This is a genomic window from Helicobacter suis, from assembly GCF_902196125.1.
Taxonomy (GTDB): Bacteria; Campylobacterota; Campylobacteria; order Campylobacterales; family Helicobacteraceae; genus Helicobacter; species Helicobacter suis_B.
In genome coordinates this window covers 1-16,644 of sequence record NZ_CABIKG010000021.1, presented here as the reverse complement: position 1 = coordinate 16,644, position 16,644 = coordinate 1, and the positions used below count along the sequence as shown (strand labels likewise).

Here is a 16,644-nt window from a genome sequence, read left to right as displayed (position 1 = left end):
CTCACCGCCTTATTGAGTGTAATTCTTTTGGCTTTGTAATTTACCCTTTTACATAGGCTATTAACAATGAAAAAACAAATAACACTAAGAAAACCAAAACTATTTTTAAGAGAATAAAGGCTCATGATAGAATAGCCCTCAATCTTGCAATCAACACAACCTCAAGGTCTGATTTCTATTAAGATTTAACCCTAAAAGCCCTTAAAACATTAGCTTTCTTAGAAGCAAAAGCTGATTTTATCGTTGATAAACTTAAGGTATGCTGAAAAGTTAGCAAGGCTTTTTGCAATATATTGGGGTTGAGTATTTGCAATATTATTAGGGTTGAATATTATTAGGGTTAAGGCGCTGTAGTAGCATTGTAGTAGCTAGAGTGAATTGTGGTAACTAGGGTGAGTAACTTAGCATTTTGGTTTTTAAGATTTTTAATTTTTAGTGTTAGCTGGTAGTGGATTGTGATCTATATGACTATATGACCTAGCGATTATTTAGTTATTCTGTTTATTTAGTTATCCTGTTTATCTGTTAGTTCCGGTTGTTGTGGCTAAACTCTGTTGTGGCTAAACTCTCTTAAAGCTCTTAAATCCTTGAAGTTGTTTTAGCTTGGTTAAGCTTTTCTTAAATCTCCTTTTCTTAAAGTTCTTTCAGTTTTATTAAACTTTGTTAAAACTCTTTAAACTTTACTCTTTTAACTTTCTTAAAGTTTTGTTAAACTCTCTTGAATCTCTTTTAACTTTCTTAAACTTTCTTAAGATTCTCTTATTCTAGCTTGTGGTTTGTAGCTTAGTCAATCGGTTAAGCTTTCTTAAATCTCTTTTAGTTTTCTTAAAGTTCTCTTAGCTTTGTTGAACTTTCTTAAATACCTTTTAGTTTTATTAAACTCTCTTAAATCTTTTTTAGCTTCCTCAAATTTAGCTTCCTTAAATTTTACTTAAGGATTATCAATTCTCTAAATCTAAGGATTATCCGTTTTTTTTAGAATAACCAACTTTTTAAGGATTATCAATTTTTCTAATTTTTTTAAAGAATCACTCATTCCTTAAAAGATTACCCATTTTTTAAAGAATTATCTTGTGGATTGTCTTGATTTAAAGAATTATCCTGATTTAAACTTAAAGGGTTGTCTTGATTTAAGAGATTATCCAGTGTGTCTAAATCATGGCCTATTTCTTTAAGTTCATTTGCAATTTGTGCTAGTTGCTCCTCTACATGGCTTAAATCATCTTTGATTTCTTCAAATTCTTCAAAGAGTTCATCAATGTTTTGGGTGTTATTCTCTGCTTTCATGGAGCATCCTTGTGAAGTGGTGGAAATAAAGTTTCAAATTCATTCCTTATTGATCTCTTGCACCACTAAATCAAAAGCATCTTTTGTACCCGGGCGCACAGAACTTAGTAAGCTAAAAATCACAATGGCTAGGGAACTGGCGATAAATCCGGGTACAATTTCATAGATGTCTAAATAAACTTTGCCAAATTTATCGTATAAAATCACCGTGCTAGCACCAAAAATCATTCCCATAATAGCCCCTATCCTTGTCATGCGTGCCCAAAAGAGAGAAAATAAAATCACCGTGCCAAAGCTCGCGCCAAAGCCCGCCCACGCATAAGACACGATTTTAAGCACGCTAGCATTGCGATCGGTAGAAATAAGAAAAGCAATACAAGCTACGGCTAAGACTGCTGCACGACTCACCAACATCACGGTTTGAACGGGGGCTTGTTTGTTAAAAATCTTAGAATAAAAATCCTCAGCAATGGTAGAAGAACTCACCAATAATTGCGAACTAGCTGTACTCATTACTGCGGCTAAAATAGCGCTTAAAAGCACCCCGCTAATCCATGGGTTAAAAAGTGTAGCACTCATGTGGATAAATATCTTTTCTGGATCATCTAAGCTTAAATGGAATTTAGCCACATAAGCCACACCTAGTAAGCCAATTAAGCAAGAGCCAATCAAACTAATGGCCATCCACGAGATACCTACCGCTGTGGCTTGGGGGATTTCTTTAATAGAGCGGATAGACATGAAGCGCACCAAAATATGGGGTTGGCCAAAATAACCCAAACCCCAAGCTAAACTAGAAATAATGGCCACGAGAGAAGTACCCTCTAAAAAGGTAAGATTATTTGGTTTAACCTGTGCGATAAGATCAAAGCTAGGGCCAAATCCGCCTAAGTGATAAAGCATCATGCAAGGCACAGCTACTAATGCCCCCATCATCAAAAGCCCTTGAATGAGATCTGTCCAGCACACCGCCTTATAACCGCCTAAAAAGGTATAAGTTACAATAATAAGCGTCCCGGTAATGAGGGCATGGTTGTATTTAACCCCAAAGGTGGCTTCAAAAAGCTTAGCCCCACTCACTAGCCCAGAGGAAACATAAAAGGTAAAAAAGATCAAAATTACAATAGCTGATAAAAGCCGTAAAATGTGTTTATCATCGCTAAAGCGGGTTTCAAAGTAATCCGGAATAGTAATAGAATTAGCAATTACGCTTGTATAAACCCTGAGTCGTTTAGCTACTAAAACCCAGTTAATACATGCCCCAATTGTTAAACCAATGGCAATATGGCTATTGATTAATCCGCTCACATACAAAGCCCCGGGCAAGCCCATTAAAAGCCAGCCGCTCATATCGCTTGCCCCCGCACTTAGTGCGCTGACAACTGGTCCCATAGAACGATCGCCTAAAAAGTAATCCTCTGTGGTTTCATTCTTTTTATAAAAATAAAAACCAATGGCTAGCATTAAAACAGAGTACAGAACAAAGACGGTAAAAACTTGATAATTAATCTGCATGGGCTTGCTTTTGCATTTTTAAACCTCTTGCGCCTAGATTGCCATAGCGGTGATAAGAAATACTCACCGATTTTTCTAAATGGTAATTGAGCAATTCAAAGCGCCCACATCTAAGAGGCTTAGCTGTAGCTAGTACAATGGCTAAAGTGCTGGCGGCCTCATAAAGGGAGTCTAATGACTGGCTAAAGTAGCGTATCCGCCCAAAGCTTTCTAATTTAGCGCTAAAATCCTCCAAACTTTCATAGCAAATTGTAGGGCTAAAGTGGTGTTTGAGGCATTCTAAACAGGCTAGAAGTTTTTCAAAATGCGGGTTTTCTGTTTGACTGGTTGTACTAATTGTAAGGGGAATGGCACACACCGCGGCAGCCATTAAAACGCTAAAAAGTTCTAAAGGGCCATCTGTAGAGCATACACGATAACCAATGCTAGAAACTTTGGTGTATGAAAACCAATTTTCCTCGCCTCTGATTTGTACAAAGTCGCGTTTTTGGCTAAATTCCTCTTGTTCATAGTAGGCGTAATTACGAGCAAGTTGTACCGCCTCTTTAAAGCTATGATTATTCTGGGCGTTAAAAGATTCAAGGGCTTGTAAAAAGGGGGTTGTGGCGCTTTGGGTGATAAGATCGGGGATTTCCTCAATGCGCACAAACTGGGTTACATAATTATAAATCCCTACTTTGCGCCCTAATCCAACAGCTGATTTTTTAATCCCCCCAAAGGGTTGGCGCAACACAATAGCCCCTGTGGTGGGTTTGTTGATATAGACATTGCCCACTTCAATATGATTAATATAATAATCCCACTCCCTTTCATCTAAAGATTCTAAAGCCCCTGTAAGCCCATAACCTGTAGCGTTGGCTATTTCTATGGCCTCTTTTAAATCTTTGGCTTTCATCACAGAAAGATAGGGGATAAAAAGCTCGGTGGTGTGGGTGTAATCGCCTAAGCGGGTGCCATATTTGATACAAGGGGGCATTAAATAGGGGTTATCATTCAGAGTAGTAGGTTTAATAGCCCACTCCTCGTGATCTTCAATGTGCTCGAGTGCTTTTTTAACTTTAGAGCTGGGTAGATCGGCTAGAGTGCCTACTTTATGGTATAACTCTAATGGATCGCCCACACTCATAGACTTAGCCGCATCTACTAAAGTCTTTTTAAAATCTACATCGTTGTAAACTTCTTCTTCTAAGATTAAAAGCGAAGTAGCCGAGCATTTTTGGCCGGAGTTACTAAAGGCTGAATGAATTACATTACGGATTGCCTGATCGCGATCAGCAAACTTAGTAACAATGGTGGCGTTTTTCCCGCCTGTTTCTGCACTTAAAGCCAAAGTGGGGCTGGCCTCTAACATGCGCTTAGCTGTATCCTCTGATCCGGTTAGAACAGCAAAAGAAATAAGGGGGTCTGCTAGTAGGTGTTTACTCACATCTTCGCCTCTGCAGGGCAAATAAAGAAGCGCATCGCGAGGAATGCCTGCATCCCAAAAACATTCACACAAACGATACCCCACCACCGCGCTTAAACTAGAGGGTTTATAAATCACGCGATTACCCGCCGCCAAAGGCGCAGCAATCGTACCTACAGAAATACCGATAGGAAAATTCCACGGAGCCACCACAACCCCCACCCCCTTAGGCTGGAAGCGTACTTCAGGGTGTTGTTTGAGGAGTTGTTGCAAGCTATGTGGGTAGTATTCTAAAAAGTCAATTGCCTCACTCACCTCTGCATCGCTTTCTACAAAGGTTTTACCCACCTCTAGCGCACTCAAACCAATTAAATCCCCCCGCCTTTCTCTAAAATACTGCGCTGTCTGGCTTAAAAGAGCGTGAATCTCACTAAAACTCTTTTCAGAAAAAGAACTTTGTTTAACCGATTCAAGCGCTTCTTTAATCACCGCTTCATTAGCTAAAGCTACAGCGGCGATCTTTTTGTGGGCGATTTTATCTTGAATGATGAGGGTTTTAAGGTCTTGGGCGTTGTATGAACGGCCAATCACAGGGGAGAGTTCTATAATGGGCGCATTTTTGGTTTTATCTACGATTTTTTGTGCCCATTGCCGGTTAGGTTTTAAAATAAAATCTGTGTCGCTTTCATTTTTAAAAGGGTTATCTGGATAGGTAGAATGCCCACTTTGTGCGCTATTTCTATCCTGAGTGCGGTAGGGGATATTTTGAATAGTGGCCATGCCCGCTAAACTCTTTAAAAAGCGGCTTTCTTGATCTTTCCAAGCAGGGGAGTCTACGGTAAGATTAAAATAGGCTTTCATGAAGTTATCTGCTGCGGTGTTTTCATCTAAACGGCGGACAAGGTAGGCAATGGCATTATTAAAATGTTTGGCATCACAGACGGGGGCGTATAAAATAAGTTTGTGCATCTCTTTAAGTTCATAGCTAGCTTGTAAACTCATTCCCTCAAGCATTTCAAAGGTAAAATGCTCTTGGGCTGTTGGATCGTTAAGGGTGTGGATACGGGTGTAGGCATAGGCGATTTCAAAGAGATTATGCGAAGCGATGCCAATATGAATATATTTGTAATTCTCATCTTCTAAGATCAAATCAAGCATTTTATTATAGTTGGAGTCTGTATCTTGCTTGCTTTTAAAGGTGGGTAATTCCCAACCCTTCATCGCCGCAACCACTTCCTCATTTTCCATATTCGCGCCTTTGACAAAGCGGATTTTAATAGGGGGGAGTTGGCTTAAAACCCGCTCTTTAGAGAAGGCTAGCAATTTTTTAAGATATTCATAAGAATCCGGGATATAGGCCTGTAATACAATGCCTGCACTAATGGGAAATTTGGCAATGGACTCCATAAAGGCAGCCACGGTGAGTTCTAAATCTTTATATTCCTCCATATCTAAATTGATAAACTTATCTCGCCCATGTTTTTCCTTTTGCTCTAAAGCTAGGCCATAAAGAATATCTAGCCTCTTAACCACCTCTTGTTTGGAGCGTTCAAAGTCTAAAATGTTGATCTGAGAAAAAATCGTGGTGATTTTAATAGAGATGTATTCAATAAAACTAGTCTTAATGGCTTCTTGGTATTTGTGCATGCGATAAGAAGCCTCTATCTCGCCTAGCACTTCCTCCCCGATGAGATTGATATTTAGCGTGATATGCGCCTCGCGCCGCGATTCAATTTTTTGGCGCAAGCTCGCTCCCTCCTCGTCTAAAACAAGCGTTTCTGTGTCTTTACGGAGTTTTTTAATGAAAAAAGGGACGCTAATAGAGGGGGCGATTTTACCCACACTCAAAAAGGCCACAAGTAAGAATTTTTCAAAGCCGCTAAAAAAATCTGCGATGCCGTGCTCTTTTAGTGTGTGTTCAATAAGATCAAAGCGGGCGCGGTTGTTTTGGCAACGAAAACTGCGATCGAGTAATTCAATGAGCATGATTTTATTAGAGGGGTTGCTTAAGAGTTTTTGCATCTTGTTATGGAAAGAACGCTCGGTGTGGCTAAGTTTCTGGCTGATGCGTTGTTGCAAGGTACGGGCAAGGGTACAAGTTGAGCGGATAATTTCCTCAAGAGGCTGTGCTGGCATGATAACTCCGTTTAATCAATGAATAAAAACCTGCCCCATTATAGGGCATTTAAGTTAATCAATAGTGTTTAAGGGGTGGTACGCTTGGCAGGATTTGAACCTGCGGCCTACGGCTTAGAAGGCCGTTGCTCTATCCAACTGAGCTACAAGCGCGTGGTACGCTTGAAGGGAGTCGAACCCCTAACCCCCAGATCCGAAGTCTGGTGCTCTATCCAATTGAGCTACAAGCGCAAAAACGCAAGAAAGGGGAAATAAGCAGAAGTTAAAAAGCAATGGGGTGGGTGATGGGGCTTGAACCCACGACCCCCAGGACCACAATCTGGTGCTCTAACCAACTGAGCTACACCCACCATAAAACCTTGCTGGTCGGGGCGAAAGGATTTGAACCTTCGACCCCTTGGTCCCAAACCAAGTGCGCTAACCAGGCTGCGCTACGCCCCGAAATTCTCACAAAAGGGTATTTTATCCTAAATAGGGTTATCTTGTCAAGCTAAAAGTTTTTATGCCTAAAAAAGGTGCTTTAAACATACTTTAAATAACTCACTTGTATAAATTATCCGTATAAAAGCCTCTAAGTGAGACTTAAAGAGGGTTAGGTATGTTTTATTTAGGTACACAAGGATACACAAGATACAAGAAGGGAGTTTTTATGCTAAAAGAAAAATTAAAACAACTACGGAGTGCCAATAACTTAACCCAAGAAGAGTTAGCCTTAAAATGTGGGATTAGTCTACAAAGCATTAAACGCTATGAGAGTGAGCATAAAAGCAATATCACTTTAGAGACTTTAGAAAAGCTAGCCCACGCGCTTAACACCGATTTGTATTTTTTCACCTCCACCCACCAAGAGGTAAAAGATACCGTGATGGTGCCTTATTTTAGAGATATTAAAGTGGGTACTAGCAATAGCCCGGAGGATAAGGATAAAATGACCTTTCTGCCTTTAAGCAAATCCTTTTTAATCCGGCGCTTTGGTTTGGTCTCTACCGATCATTTAGGTTTTATACAGGCTATGGGTAATTCTATGGAGCCTCGCATTAAAGAAAATGATTTATTGTTATTCCAAAGCGATGGTACCCGTTATGAGGGGGCGATTTATGTGGTAAATTTAGGCGGGGAGTATTATATCCGCCGTCTTAGCAAACGCCCTAAAATATCTCTCATCAGTGATAACCCTGTTTACAAACCCATCACGGTACATAATTTGGACGAATTAGCTATTTTAGGTAGAGTAGTGGGCGTATTACACACCTTTAGTTTATAAATGGGAGCGGGGGGGATAATCTTTTATCGCTTAATTCTCAATTTTTTACAATTTTGTAAAAAAATTTCTTTTTCATTAACTTTACATAGTAATAATTCCAAGAAGTTTTAGGCAACTTTTTAAACGAGGGCAATATGGGCGTTCTACTTGCTTTAAAAGAAGGGCGGTTTTTCTTGTTCTGGCTCTTTGTGGGGGGGTGTGTGCTTGGCGTGGTTTTAAGCATTTTAACCGTGCAAGCAGTGGAGTGGACAGGAGATGATAAGTTTTGTGGGATGTGCCATATCATGACCCCTGAGGTAGATGCCTACCACTTAGATAAACATGGCGGTAAAAATGGTGTGGGTTTTAAAGCCACTTGTGTGGATTGTCATTTACCCCATGACAACATCATCAATTACTTTGTAACAAAAACCATTTTGGGGCTTAATGATGTATATGGTAACACCTTTAAAAATCCATACAAATTTGACTGGGAGGAAAATAGACGGCGCGCAAAAGAGTATGTGTTTGACTCCGGTTGTTTGCGCTGCCATGAAGATCTTAAAAGCGAAACCACTTCTAACTTGAAAGCCTTTTTGCCCCACCGCGATTACTTTAGCGGGCTTTCGCACAAAAAATGCGTAGAATGCCATTTAGATCAAGTAGGCCATAAAAATTTAGGTTTACACTTTAGGGCTTTCTTGAAAAAAGATTATAAACCCTATCCTAGAGCTATACTAGTGCAGGATAGTAAGCAGACGCTAGAGGAGTTAAGCAGAATCAAACCCGCCTCAGATTCTGCGATGGCTGATCGTAAAATCCAAACAAAGACCCAGACAAAGGAGTAAAAATGTGCTTTAACCCGACTAAAGGAGAGAACCATGCGTGCTTCTAGCAAAATGAGTTTGCTAGCCTTGATGTTTATGTGTCTTGTAGGGGTGGCTTCTGCTCGCTCTCACACGAGTAGCACTCATACAAATAGCGCCACCCATACAGGGGGGGGTACAAGTGTTGATAACACTATGGATACACAACTACCCCTTAAAACTTTTAGAGGCATGACCCCAGAGGCTAAGGCCTGTGTTGAATGCCATGCTAAAAAGAATCCGGGTATTGTGGCTGATTGGAAGATGAGTCGCCATGCCCACGCGGGAGTGAGTTGTATTGATTGCCATGGCATCACTAAAGATAGCCCCATGCTCACTATGGATGGGCATGAAGGTTCTAAAGTGCCCATTTCTGTACTTGTTTCTACTAACACTTGTGCTAAATGCCATGAAAAAGAGGTTACAGAGTTTAGACACAGCGGGCACTCCAGAGGTGCGGTGCAAACTTGGGCTAAGGCTAACATGCGCAATCTCATGATTGAAGTAGAAGGGCGTGGGCATCCAGATTTAGGGCTTGCACCCTCCATTACGGGTTGTTCACAATGCCATGGCACGATCATCAAATTAAACAAAAACAGACGCCCTACCCCAGAAACTTGGCCTACTTATGGTATTGGTACGGCCTTCCCGGATGGATCTTTGGGTAACTGTGCAAGTTGTCATAGTGCGCATAAATTTAGCTTGGTTGAGGCTAGAAAACCGGCTGCATGTGCAAGTTGCCACTTAGGTCCTGATCACCCAGATATTGAGATTTATAATAACTCTATGCACGGGCATATCTACAATACTGAGGCTGAGCAATGGAATTTTGATGCCGCGCCCGGTACTTGGAAAGTGCCAGACTTTAGAGCCCCTACCTGTGCAACTTGTCATATGAGTGGTAACTCTAAAAGTGCTGTAACCCACAATGTGAGCCGTCGCTTAAAATGGAATTTGTTCATGCCCTTGAGCCAATTGCGCACAGGTGGATATGAAACCGCTAGCGATGCCTTTAAGTATGATAATAAAGTTACTGCAGGTAATCCTTTAGCAGGCAATGTTAAAGGACCTGAAGCAGCACGCGAGGAAATGAAAGCAGGTTGTATGGATTGTCATAATAGCACCCATGTTGATAACTTCTTCCTCATGGCAGATAAAAATATCATGCTCTATAATGAGTATTACCAAGAGGCGGTTAAAATGCGCGATGCTTTGGCTAAAAAGCACTTGTTAGGCAAAGACATGTGGAGCGATGATTTCCAAAACACCATGTATCACATGTGGCACCATGAAGGCCGCCGCATGCGACAAGGGGGTATTATGATGGCTCCGGATTACTCCCACTGGCATGGGGTCTTTGAGGTCCAACAAGATATTAGAAAGCTTAGAAAAATCTACGCTAAACGCATCAAAACTAACCAAATTGAGGATTAGTATTACTGCAGGGTTAACCCCTGCAAGCACGCCCTTTAAACTGCATAAGTAAGGGCACTTTTAAAGCACTTTTAGTTATAATCGGGCAAAAAGGCTAAATCAATGTTACGCTTTGCCCCCTCTCCAACGGGAAGTATGCATATTGGGAATTTGCGTGTGGCTTTACTCAATTTTCTAGTAGCCAAGCGCCTTAAACTCCCCCTGATGGTGCGCATTGAAGACACCGATTTAGAACGCAATATTCCGGGTAAAGATCAAGAAATCTTAGAGATTTTAGAAAAAGTAGGCATTACTTGGAATGAGTTGATCTATCAAAGTGTAAACTTACCCACCCATTTAGCCTACGCAGAAAAACTTTTGCAAAATCAAGAGGCTTTTTACTGCTACTGCACGCCTGCTTTTTTAGAAACCAAAAAAGCAGAAGCTTTAAAGGCTAAAAAACCCTTTCGCTATGAAGATCATTGGGCACTCTTAGAAAAAGAGAGTAACCCTAATCCTGTTGTGCGTTTAAAAGGAAGTACCCAAGAAATGCAGTTTACAGATACAATCAAGGGTACAATTCGTTTTAAAGCCCATGAACTTGATAGTTTTGTGATTTTGCGATCTAATCAAACCCCTACTTATAACTTTGCCTGTGCTTGCGATGATTTTACCTATAACATTAGCTATATTATCCGCGGAGAAGATCATGTAAGTAACACCCCCAAGCAAATGCTTATCCAACAAGCGCTTTCTCGCGTACTTAATTTACCCTATAAACCCACCACCTACGCACATTTACCCATTATTCTAAACGAAGAAGATGGGAAAAAGATGAGCAAGAGAGTTGAATCTTCTAGTGTGCAGTGGTTACTCAAACAAGGGTTTTTACCCGCTAGCATTGCTAATTATTTGATTGCTTTAGGGTATAAGCCTCCAAAAGAAGTTTTTGATTTATCTGAGGCGGCTACTTGGTTTGCACTTGAACATGTAAGTGCCTCTAGTGCTAAATTTAGCCTCTCTTATTTGCGCCATTTAAATCACAAACGCCTCCAAAATCTTAGCCTAGAGCAGTTGGCTAAAGTTTTGCAAATAGAACCCTCTAAGGCCCCATTAGCCCAGCTTTTCTTAGAAGAATCTAGCACCCTAGTAGAGCTACGCAGCAAGTTACAGGCAATGTTTGCGCCTAAAGATATTTCTAAAGATTATGAGGGGCAAAATTTTTATGATCAATGTTTATTACTCTATAACACTTTAAAAACCATGCCAGTTTGTACAGATTTTGCCAATTTTAAACAGATAGCGATGCAAAAAAGCCAGCTTAAGGGGAAGGATTTTTTTAAACCCCTACGAATTTTACTCACCGGACAATCCCACGGCCTAGAATTAGCCACACTTTATCCCCATGTATATCCTTTTTTAGATCAAATCCTTATTTTGGCTACAGATCATGGTTGTTAACACTTTTTTAAATGCTATTGCCACTATTTTACATGCCTTGCTTAATCTTTATCTTTGGATCATTATCATTGCCTCTTTGATTAGTTTTTTAAGGCCTGATCCGTCTAATGTTTTGGTACAAATCCTTTATCGCCTCACAGAGCCGGTTTTATTAAAAATACGACAAATGATGCCCTTCTTGCTTTTTAATGGAATTGATCTCTCCCCTTTAGCCGTGATTATCATCTTGGAGTTTTTAGACATGACAGTGGTCAAACTCTTATTTGTGTACGCACAAGGTTAAATTTGCACGCTTGGATTTTAGGCTTTTTAATTCTACTAAGCACCCTTAGCGCCCAAGAACTCACTTTGAATTTTTTAAAGAGTAAACCTAAGGGCATTGCGCGAGATTTCTTCATTTGGATCTTTTTACAAGACCCCAGCACCACAGCCGAAGAAGCCCAAGAGGCTTACGCACTTGTGGCCTATAAAAACGCCAAAATCCAAACTCTGATGTATCAAAAAAAAGCATTAGAACCTGTTAGCAAAAGCCCATGCCAAGACCTTCCCTTAGCCGATTTAATTTCTAAAGATAGCTCTTGTATTGTTGCTAGCTTGTCTTTTTCTAAAATCTTTAGTAAGGCTAAACAAGAGGCTAATCTCTCTCTTCTTAAAACTTTGCAACACAAACTAAGCGCTTATCCTAAATACTACGCGGTACTAGAGATTTTACTTAACCCCTCTAATACTCAGATTCTTCTTAAAGCTGGGGCGGCCAATGTGGCTATTTTATACAATGCGCTTTCCTACGATCAAAGACAAGAATTTTTAGATAAGCCCATTGATCCGGATATTTTAAGCTTTTTGGCTAATCAAAATAACGCTGCCTTTAATGATATTTTACAGCGCATTATTTTAGATACCCGGTTTTTACACTTCAAACAAGCTTTAAGTCAGGCCTCTATCACCCATTCAGATTCTAAAACCGCTTTTCTTTTAGGGATTAACTCTCTTTTGCACCACCAAGAACAAAAAGCTTTTAATTATTTTAAACTCTCAGAAAAAAGCGCTAACTCTGATTTTTTGCGCGATCGCGCGCTATTTTGGCAATATCTGATGAGTAAAGATCGTAGCTATTTAAAAACCCTAAGCTATAGTTTAAACCCCAATCTTTTTAGTCTTTATGCTAATTTAATCCTTAAAACCACACCGAAATACCATTTAGTTACCTCTTTAGATTGGTTAAGCCATAGACAACCCTATTTTGATATACAAGACCCTTTTGCATGGCAAATTTTAAAAGAAAAGATTCTGGCTATTAATGATAAAAGTACCTTTTTAAAAGCGCTTAAACCTTTACGGACACAAAAAAGTCAAGCCCATTTAGCCTATTTTTTAAGCCACTACTATAACCAGCAACGGCATTACTTTTTAACCCCCTATGAGCACAGTATCCGCTGGAAAAATCTACAAGAAAAGGCTATGGCTTATGCGATTGCTAGACAAGAAAGTTTGCTTTTACCCGCTTTAGTTTCTCGATCCTATGCTCTAGGTTTAATGCAAATCATGCCTTTTAATGTGGCTCCCTTTGCACACCAACTAGGGTTTAACTCTATTAGCCTTACTGACATGTTTAACCCAAATATCTCTTTACTCTTTGGTAATTACTACCTCAACACACTTAAAGAGGAATTTAAACACCCCCTTTTTGTGGCTTATTGTTATAATGGAGGGCCTAATTTTTTTAGAAAACTCCTTAAAGAGCGGCATTTTTTTAGCCAAAGGCGTAGATTTGATCCATGGCTTAGCATGGAACTAATTCCTTATGAAGAAACCCGTCTTTATGGCCAAAAGGTCATGGCTAATTACATTATCTACCAAAGTATTTTTAAACACCACGCCCACCACCCCCATTTTGATATAAGGGGTTTTTTTAACGCGACTTTACAAAAGGAGAAACCATGATTAAAAAGTGCCTTTTCCCGGCAGCAGGTTATGGCACGCGTTTTTTACCCGCGACAAAAGCCATGCCTAAAGAAATGCTACCCATTGTCAATAAACCCCTGATTCAATACGGCGTAGAGGAGGCTGTGGAGGCGGGTTGTCATAGTATAGCTATTGTTACAGGGCGCGGTAAACGGGCTATTGAAGATCATTTTGATATTAGCTATGAATTAGAGCACCAAATTAATGGTACTAAAAAGGAGCAATATTTACAGAGTATCCGCACACTAATGCAAGAATGCAGGTTTTCCTACACCCGCCAATATGAAATGAAAGGATTAGGGCATGCTATCTACACCGCCCAAACCCTCATTGGTAATGAAGCTTTTGGGGTGGTGTTAGCCGATGATTTATGCATTAACTTTCAGGGTAAGGGAGTACTAGCCCAAATGGTGGAGTTGTATCACAAATACCAATGTTGCATGGTTGCTATTGAGGAGGTGAGCATGGAAGAGGTGCATAAATACGGGGTGATTTTAGGGCGCGAAATAGCAGAGGGGGTTTATCAAGTACAAGACATGGTAGAAAAACCCAAAGCAGAGGAAGCCCCTAGCAATTTAGCCGTTATTGGCCGATATATTCTAACCCCGGATATTTTTGCAATACTCAAACACACTAAACCGGGTAAAAATCAAGAAATCCAGATCACTGATGCTTTGTTAGAACAAGCCCAAAATAAATTAGTACTAGCCTACAAATTTAAGGGTAAGCGTTATGATTGTGGGAATGTAGAGGGGTTTGTAAAGGCTACAAATGATTTTTATCATTTATATACGCGTGATTTGAATGTATGATCTGTGGTTTTATGGCTTTTACTGGGCAATTAGTTTATTATTTGCCTTCCCTATCTTTCTTATTGGTTTTGTCTACACTTATTTAAAACCCCCACCCCCACCAAGTAAGATTCCTACAGTTAAAGAACTTCTATCAGAGTTTGATAAGATCAAAGATACAGCGGGCTATCATGCTTTATTAGAAAATTTTAACCGCTATTACCAAGTTTTACCCAAGAACACTAAAGAAGGAGATTGGCTTGAATTAATCCAAAAGCTAGCCGCGTCTGAATTTTTAGATTTAGATTCAAGCATTAAATTTGGACAAGATATAGAAGATGCCAACCCTAAAATGCAAAAAACCATCGCTAACACTGTAGGTTTAGCGCTCAAACATAAAAAGAAGGATTAGCGTGGATTATTTAGAAATCAAGGGTGGAGAAACACTAAGCGGGAGCATTGCTATCTCGGGTGCTAAAAATGCCGCCTTACCTATTTTGGCTAGTACACTTCTGGGTAAGGCTAGCGTGTGCATTAGTGGCTTACCCCATGTAAGTGATGTGCGGGCTTTAGTTGATCTTTTAATGCATTTAGGCGCGCAGGTGGAGTGGCAGAGTACGCATAATCTTAAGATCAATACAGAGAAGATCACGCGCTTTAGAGCCCCTTATGATATGGTGCGCAAAATGCGCGCCTCTATTCTAGTTTTAGGGCCCCTACTTGCGCGTTTTAGAACATGCGAGGTGAGTTTACCGGGTGGTTGTGCAATTGGGGCTAGACCTGTAGATTTGCATTTAAAAGCTTTAGCAAAAATGGGGGCTGATATTCATATTGATGGGGGTTATATTATCGCTAAGGCCAAACACGGGCTGCAAGGCTGTGATATTATTTTTGATAAGATCACCGTAACGGGTACAGAAAATGTAGTCATGGCTGCTAGTTTAGCGCGTGCAGAGAGTCGAATCATCAATGCGGCCAAAGAGCCGGAGGTGGTGCAATTATGCGAATTTTTACAAGCTGGGGGTGTAGAAATTGAGGGGATTGGTAGTAGCGAATTATATATCCGTGGCAGCAATCAAGAAGCGCTAAACTTGCAACCTATCCATATCATGCCAGATCGCATTGAATGCGGGACTTATTTATGCGCAGCAGCCATTACTAATTCTACTCTTTCTTTAACAAATACTAACGCTTCTCATTTAGAGGCAGTTTTAAGTAAATTAAATGAAATTGGCTTTCACATTGATATTAAAGAAGATAGACAAGGCCATATGCTTACTATCCACAAAACAGATCAAAGACGCGCCTTTAATGTTACCACCACAGAATACCCGGGTTTTCCAACCGATTTACAAGCCCAGTTTATGGCTTTAGCTACCCAGTGTGAGGGCAGTAGCCTTATTGAGGAAAGATTATTTGAAAACCGCTTCATGCATGTAAGCGAATTACAACGCATGGGTGCACAGATTAGTTTAAAGGGTTGCTTAGCCCAAATCAAGGGCAATTGTGCCCTAATGGGTGCAGATGTGATGGCTACAGATTTAAGAGCTTCCTCAGCTTTAATTTTAGCCGCTTTAGTTGCTACTGGTAAAAGCAGGGTACACCGTATTTACCACTTAGATCGCGGTTATGAGTGTTTAGAAGTTAAGATGAATGCGCTAGGGGCTAAGATTAAACGGCTCAAAGAATCAATGTCTTAATCATACATTGCGCTCTTACAAATAAAATCCCATAAAACCCTATAAAATTCTATAAACCTATAGAGTACGGGACTTTTGTTGTATTCCTGTTTCAACCCTAGTTATTGGCAAGAGCTTTGCCTACTAAAGACATACACCAACATGGCTTACATAAAAATAAAGATATAAATGGCAGTTTATGCCCCGCATTCAAGCTAGAGGATTAATTAGATTATCAAAGCCGGCTTGCTAAGGCTATCTTAGATCTTTAAGTGCAGCCTTATTTTGGCACTTTTAGTACAAAGCCCTTCTTAAGCTTGTAAGCTTTAGCGCTGGTGCTCAACACATTCTAAGAGTTTAAACTCTACAAACCCTTACACTTGTAAGCCTTTACCTCTAATTAAGTATTTTACAACCTGTAGCTTTTTGTAGCTTTTGTTGTGAAGTACTTAGCTTTAGCCAAGCCATTAAAAGGCATTAGCCAAAAGGTTAGGTGCTTAAAATAGCCGCATTGTAGGCCTTGTTAATTACAACTTGCGCCCTAAAGCCCCTAGCAAGAGTATGCCAAACTAGCGATCGTTTTGTTGGTGCAGTGGGTGCTAAGCGCATTTTAAGGCTATTTTTTGTGCTCTTCCCCAAGATTAAGTATTTAAGGGGAGCACTTGGAAATACCCGAACTTGCACAAGAGCAACTAGCTAATCTAATTCGATCTAAGCCGGTGCAATTTTCAAATGCAACACCTAAACATACCCCCCGCCTAACAAAATTATCATTCATTTATTTTAAAGGCAAACACGCTGGGGAGTGGAGAGACCAAGCAGAGGAGCGCAAGGTTAGACAATATGTATTAAAGCATATGGGCAACTTTGACATCACTAAAAG

Annotated in this window: 13 protein-coding genes and 4 tRNA genes; 10 read left to right on the top strand and 7 right to left on the bottom strand. The window is 40.2% G+C overall.

Going from position 1 to position 16,644, the window contains the following annotated elements; all coding sequences use genetic code 11:
• Window positions 1–1,047: 1,047 nt before the first annotated feature.
• From G6Q00_RS07510 to G6Q00_RS07480, 7 genes are all read right to left on the bottom strand, one after another.
• Window positions 1,048–1,287 carry a hypothetical protein gene (locus G6Q00_RS07510; protein ID WP_163532648.1) on the bottom strand — a complete coding sequence of 80 codons (240 nt, stop codon included), beginning with the start codon at window positions 1,285–1,287 and terminating at the stop codon, window positions 1,048–1,050.
• A gap of 39 nt (window positions 1,288–1,326) precedes the next feature.
• Window positions 1,327–2,802: a sodium/proline symporter PutP gene (gene putP / locus G6Q00_RS07505; RefSeq protein ID WP_163532647.1), complete on the bottom strand. Its 1,476-nt coding sequence runs from the start codon at window positions 2,800–2,802 to the stop codon at window positions 1,327–1,329.
• Window positions 2,792–6,343 carry a proline dehydrogenase family protein gene (locus G6Q00_RS07500; protein ID WP_163532646.1) on the bottom strand — a complete coding sequence of 1,184 codons (3,552 nt, stop codon included), beginning with the start codon at window positions 6,341–6,343 and terminating at the stop codon, window positions 2,792–2,794. Before G6Q00_RS07500 ends, putP begins: the two co-directional genes overlap by 11 nt.
• Before the next feature lie 76 nt (window positions 6,344–6,419).
• Window positions 6,420–6,496: transfer RNA gene (locus tag G6Q00_RS07495), tRNA-Arg, on the bottom strand.
• 1 nt (window position 6,497) lies between these two features.
• Window positions 6,498–6,574, bottom strand: a tRNA-Arg gene (locus tag G6Q00_RS07490).
• Between the two features lie 42 nt (window positions 6,575–6,616).
• A tRNA-His gene (locus tag G6Q00_RS07485) sits at window positions 6,617–6,693 on the bottom strand.
• A 13-nt stretch (window positions 6,694–6,706) separates the two neighbouring features.
• A tRNA-Pro gene (locus G6Q00_RS07480) sits at window positions 6,707–6,784 on the bottom strand.
• A 208-nt stretch (window positions 6,785–6,992) separates the two neighbouring features.
• Between G6Q00_RS07480 and G6Q00_RS07475 the strand changes: the two genes are divergently transcribed.
• The 10 genes from G6Q00_RS07475 to G6Q00_RS07430 all read left to right on the top strand — a co-directional run.
• On the top strand, window positions 6,993–7,607 hold the full coding sequence (locus G6Q00_RS07475; RefSeq protein WP_163499704.1) for an XRE family transcriptional regulator: 615 nt from the start codon (window positions 6,993–6,995) through the stop codon (window positions 7,605–7,607).
• Window positions 7,608–7,741: 134 nt separating this feature from the next.
• Window positions 7,742–8,434: a cytochrome c3 family protein gene (locus tag G6Q00_RS07470; protein ID WP_163499703.1), complete on the top strand. Its 693-nt coding sequence runs from the start codon at window positions 7,742–7,744 to the stop codon at window positions 8,432–8,434.
• A gap of 33 nt (window positions 8,435–8,467) precedes the next feature.
• A complete protein-coding gene (locus G6Q00_RS07465) occupies window positions 8,468–9,886 on the top strand; it encodes a multiheme c-type cytochrome (protein WP_163532645.1) in 1,419 nt (472 codons plus the stop codon).
• 102 nt (window positions 9,887–9,988) lie between these two features.
• A complete protein-coding gene (gene gltX, locus G6Q00_RS07460) occupies window positions 9,989–11,326 on the top strand; it encodes a glutamate--tRNA ligase (protein WP_163532644.1) in 1,338 nt (445 codons plus the stop codon).
• Window positions 11,316–11,609 (top strand): YggT family protein, encoded by a 294-nt coding sequence (locus tag G6Q00_RS07455; protein ID WP_205426571.1) that lies wholly within the window; start codon window positions 11,316–11,318, stop codon window positions 11,607–11,609. The genes gltX and G6Q00_RS07455 overlap by 11 nt, the downstream gene beginning before the upstream one ends.
• 2 nt (window positions 11,610–11,611) lie before the next feature.
• Window positions 11,612–13,270, top strand: a complete 1,659-nt coding sequence (locus tag G6Q00_RS07450; protein ID WP_163532643.1) for a lytic transglycosylase domain-containing protein — start codon at window positions 11,612–11,614, stop codon at window positions 13,268–13,270.
• Window positions 13,267–14,103 carry a UTP--glucose-1-phosphate uridylyltransferase GalU gene (gene galU, locus G6Q00_RS07445; protein ID WP_163532642.1) on the top strand — a complete coding sequence of 279 codons (837 nt, stop codon included), beginning with the start codon at window positions 13,267–13,269 and terminating at the stop codon, window positions 14,101–14,103. Before G6Q00_RS07450 ends, galU begins: the two co-directional genes overlap by 4 nt.
• Window positions 14,096–14,494 carry a hypothetical protein gene (locus G6Q00_RS07440; RefSeq protein ID WP_006564940.1) on the top strand — a complete coding sequence of 133 codons (399 nt, stop codon included), beginning with the start codon at window positions 14,096–14,098 and terminating at the stop codon, window positions 14,492–14,494. The genes galU and G6Q00_RS07440 overlap by 8 nt, the downstream gene beginning before the upstream one ends.
• Before the next feature lies 1 nt (window position 14,495).
• A complete protein-coding gene (gene murA / locus G6Q00_RS07435; protein WP_163532641.1) occupies window positions 14,496–15,782 on the top strand; it encodes a UDP-N-acetylglucosamine 1-carboxyvinyltransferase in 1,287 nt (428 codons plus the stop codon).
• Window positions 15,783–16,423: 641 nt separating this feature from the next.
• On the top strand, window positions 16,424–16,644 hold a 221-nt coding region (locus G6Q00_RS07430; RefSeq protein ID WP_163532318.1), incomplete at its 3' end, for a hypothetical protein.

Excerpts from the sequence above, each read along its gene's own strand:
- G6Q00_RS07455 (WP_205426571.1), top strand. The coding sequence starts at position 11,316 with ATGGTTGTTAACACTTTTTTAAATGCTATTGCCACTATTTTACATGCC.
- gltX (WP_163532644.1), top strand. The coding sequence starts at position 9,989 with ATGTTACGCTTTGCCCCCTCTCCAACGGGAAGTATGCATATTGGGAAT.
- G6Q00_RS07500 (WP_163532646.1), bottom strand. The coding sequence starts at position 6,343 with ATGCCAGCACAGCCTCTTGAGGAAATTATCCGCTCAACTTGTACCCTT.
- G6Q00_RS07475 (WP_163499704.1), top strand. The coding sequence starts at position 6,993 with ATGCTAAAAGAAAAATTAAAACAACTACGGAGTGCCAATAACTTAACC.
- G6Q00_RS07465 (WP_163532645.1), top strand. The coding sequence starts at position 8,468 with ATGCGTGCTTCTAGCAAAATGAGTTTGCTAGCCTTGATGTTTATGTGT.
- galU (WP_163532642.1), top strand. The coding sequence starts at position 13,267 with ATGATTAAAAAGTGCCTTTTCCCGGCAGCAGGTTATGGCACGCGTTTT.
- G6Q00_RS07440 (WP_006564940.1), top strand. The coding sequence starts at position 14,096 with ATGTATGATCTGTGGTTTTATGGCTTTTACTGGGCAATTAGTTTATTA.
- G6Q00_RS07470 (WP_163499703.1), top strand. The coding sequence starts at position 7,742 with ATGGGCGTTCTACTTGCTTTAAAAGAAGGGCGGTTTTTCTTGTTCTGG.
- putP (WP_163532647.1), bottom strand. The coding sequence starts at position 2,802 with ATGCAGATTAATTATCAAGTTTTTACCGTCTTTGTTCTGTACTCTGTT.
- G6Q00_RS07510 (WP_163532648.1), bottom strand. The coding sequence starts at position 1,287 with ATGAAAGCAGAGAATAACACCCAAAACATTGATGAACTCTTTGAAGAA.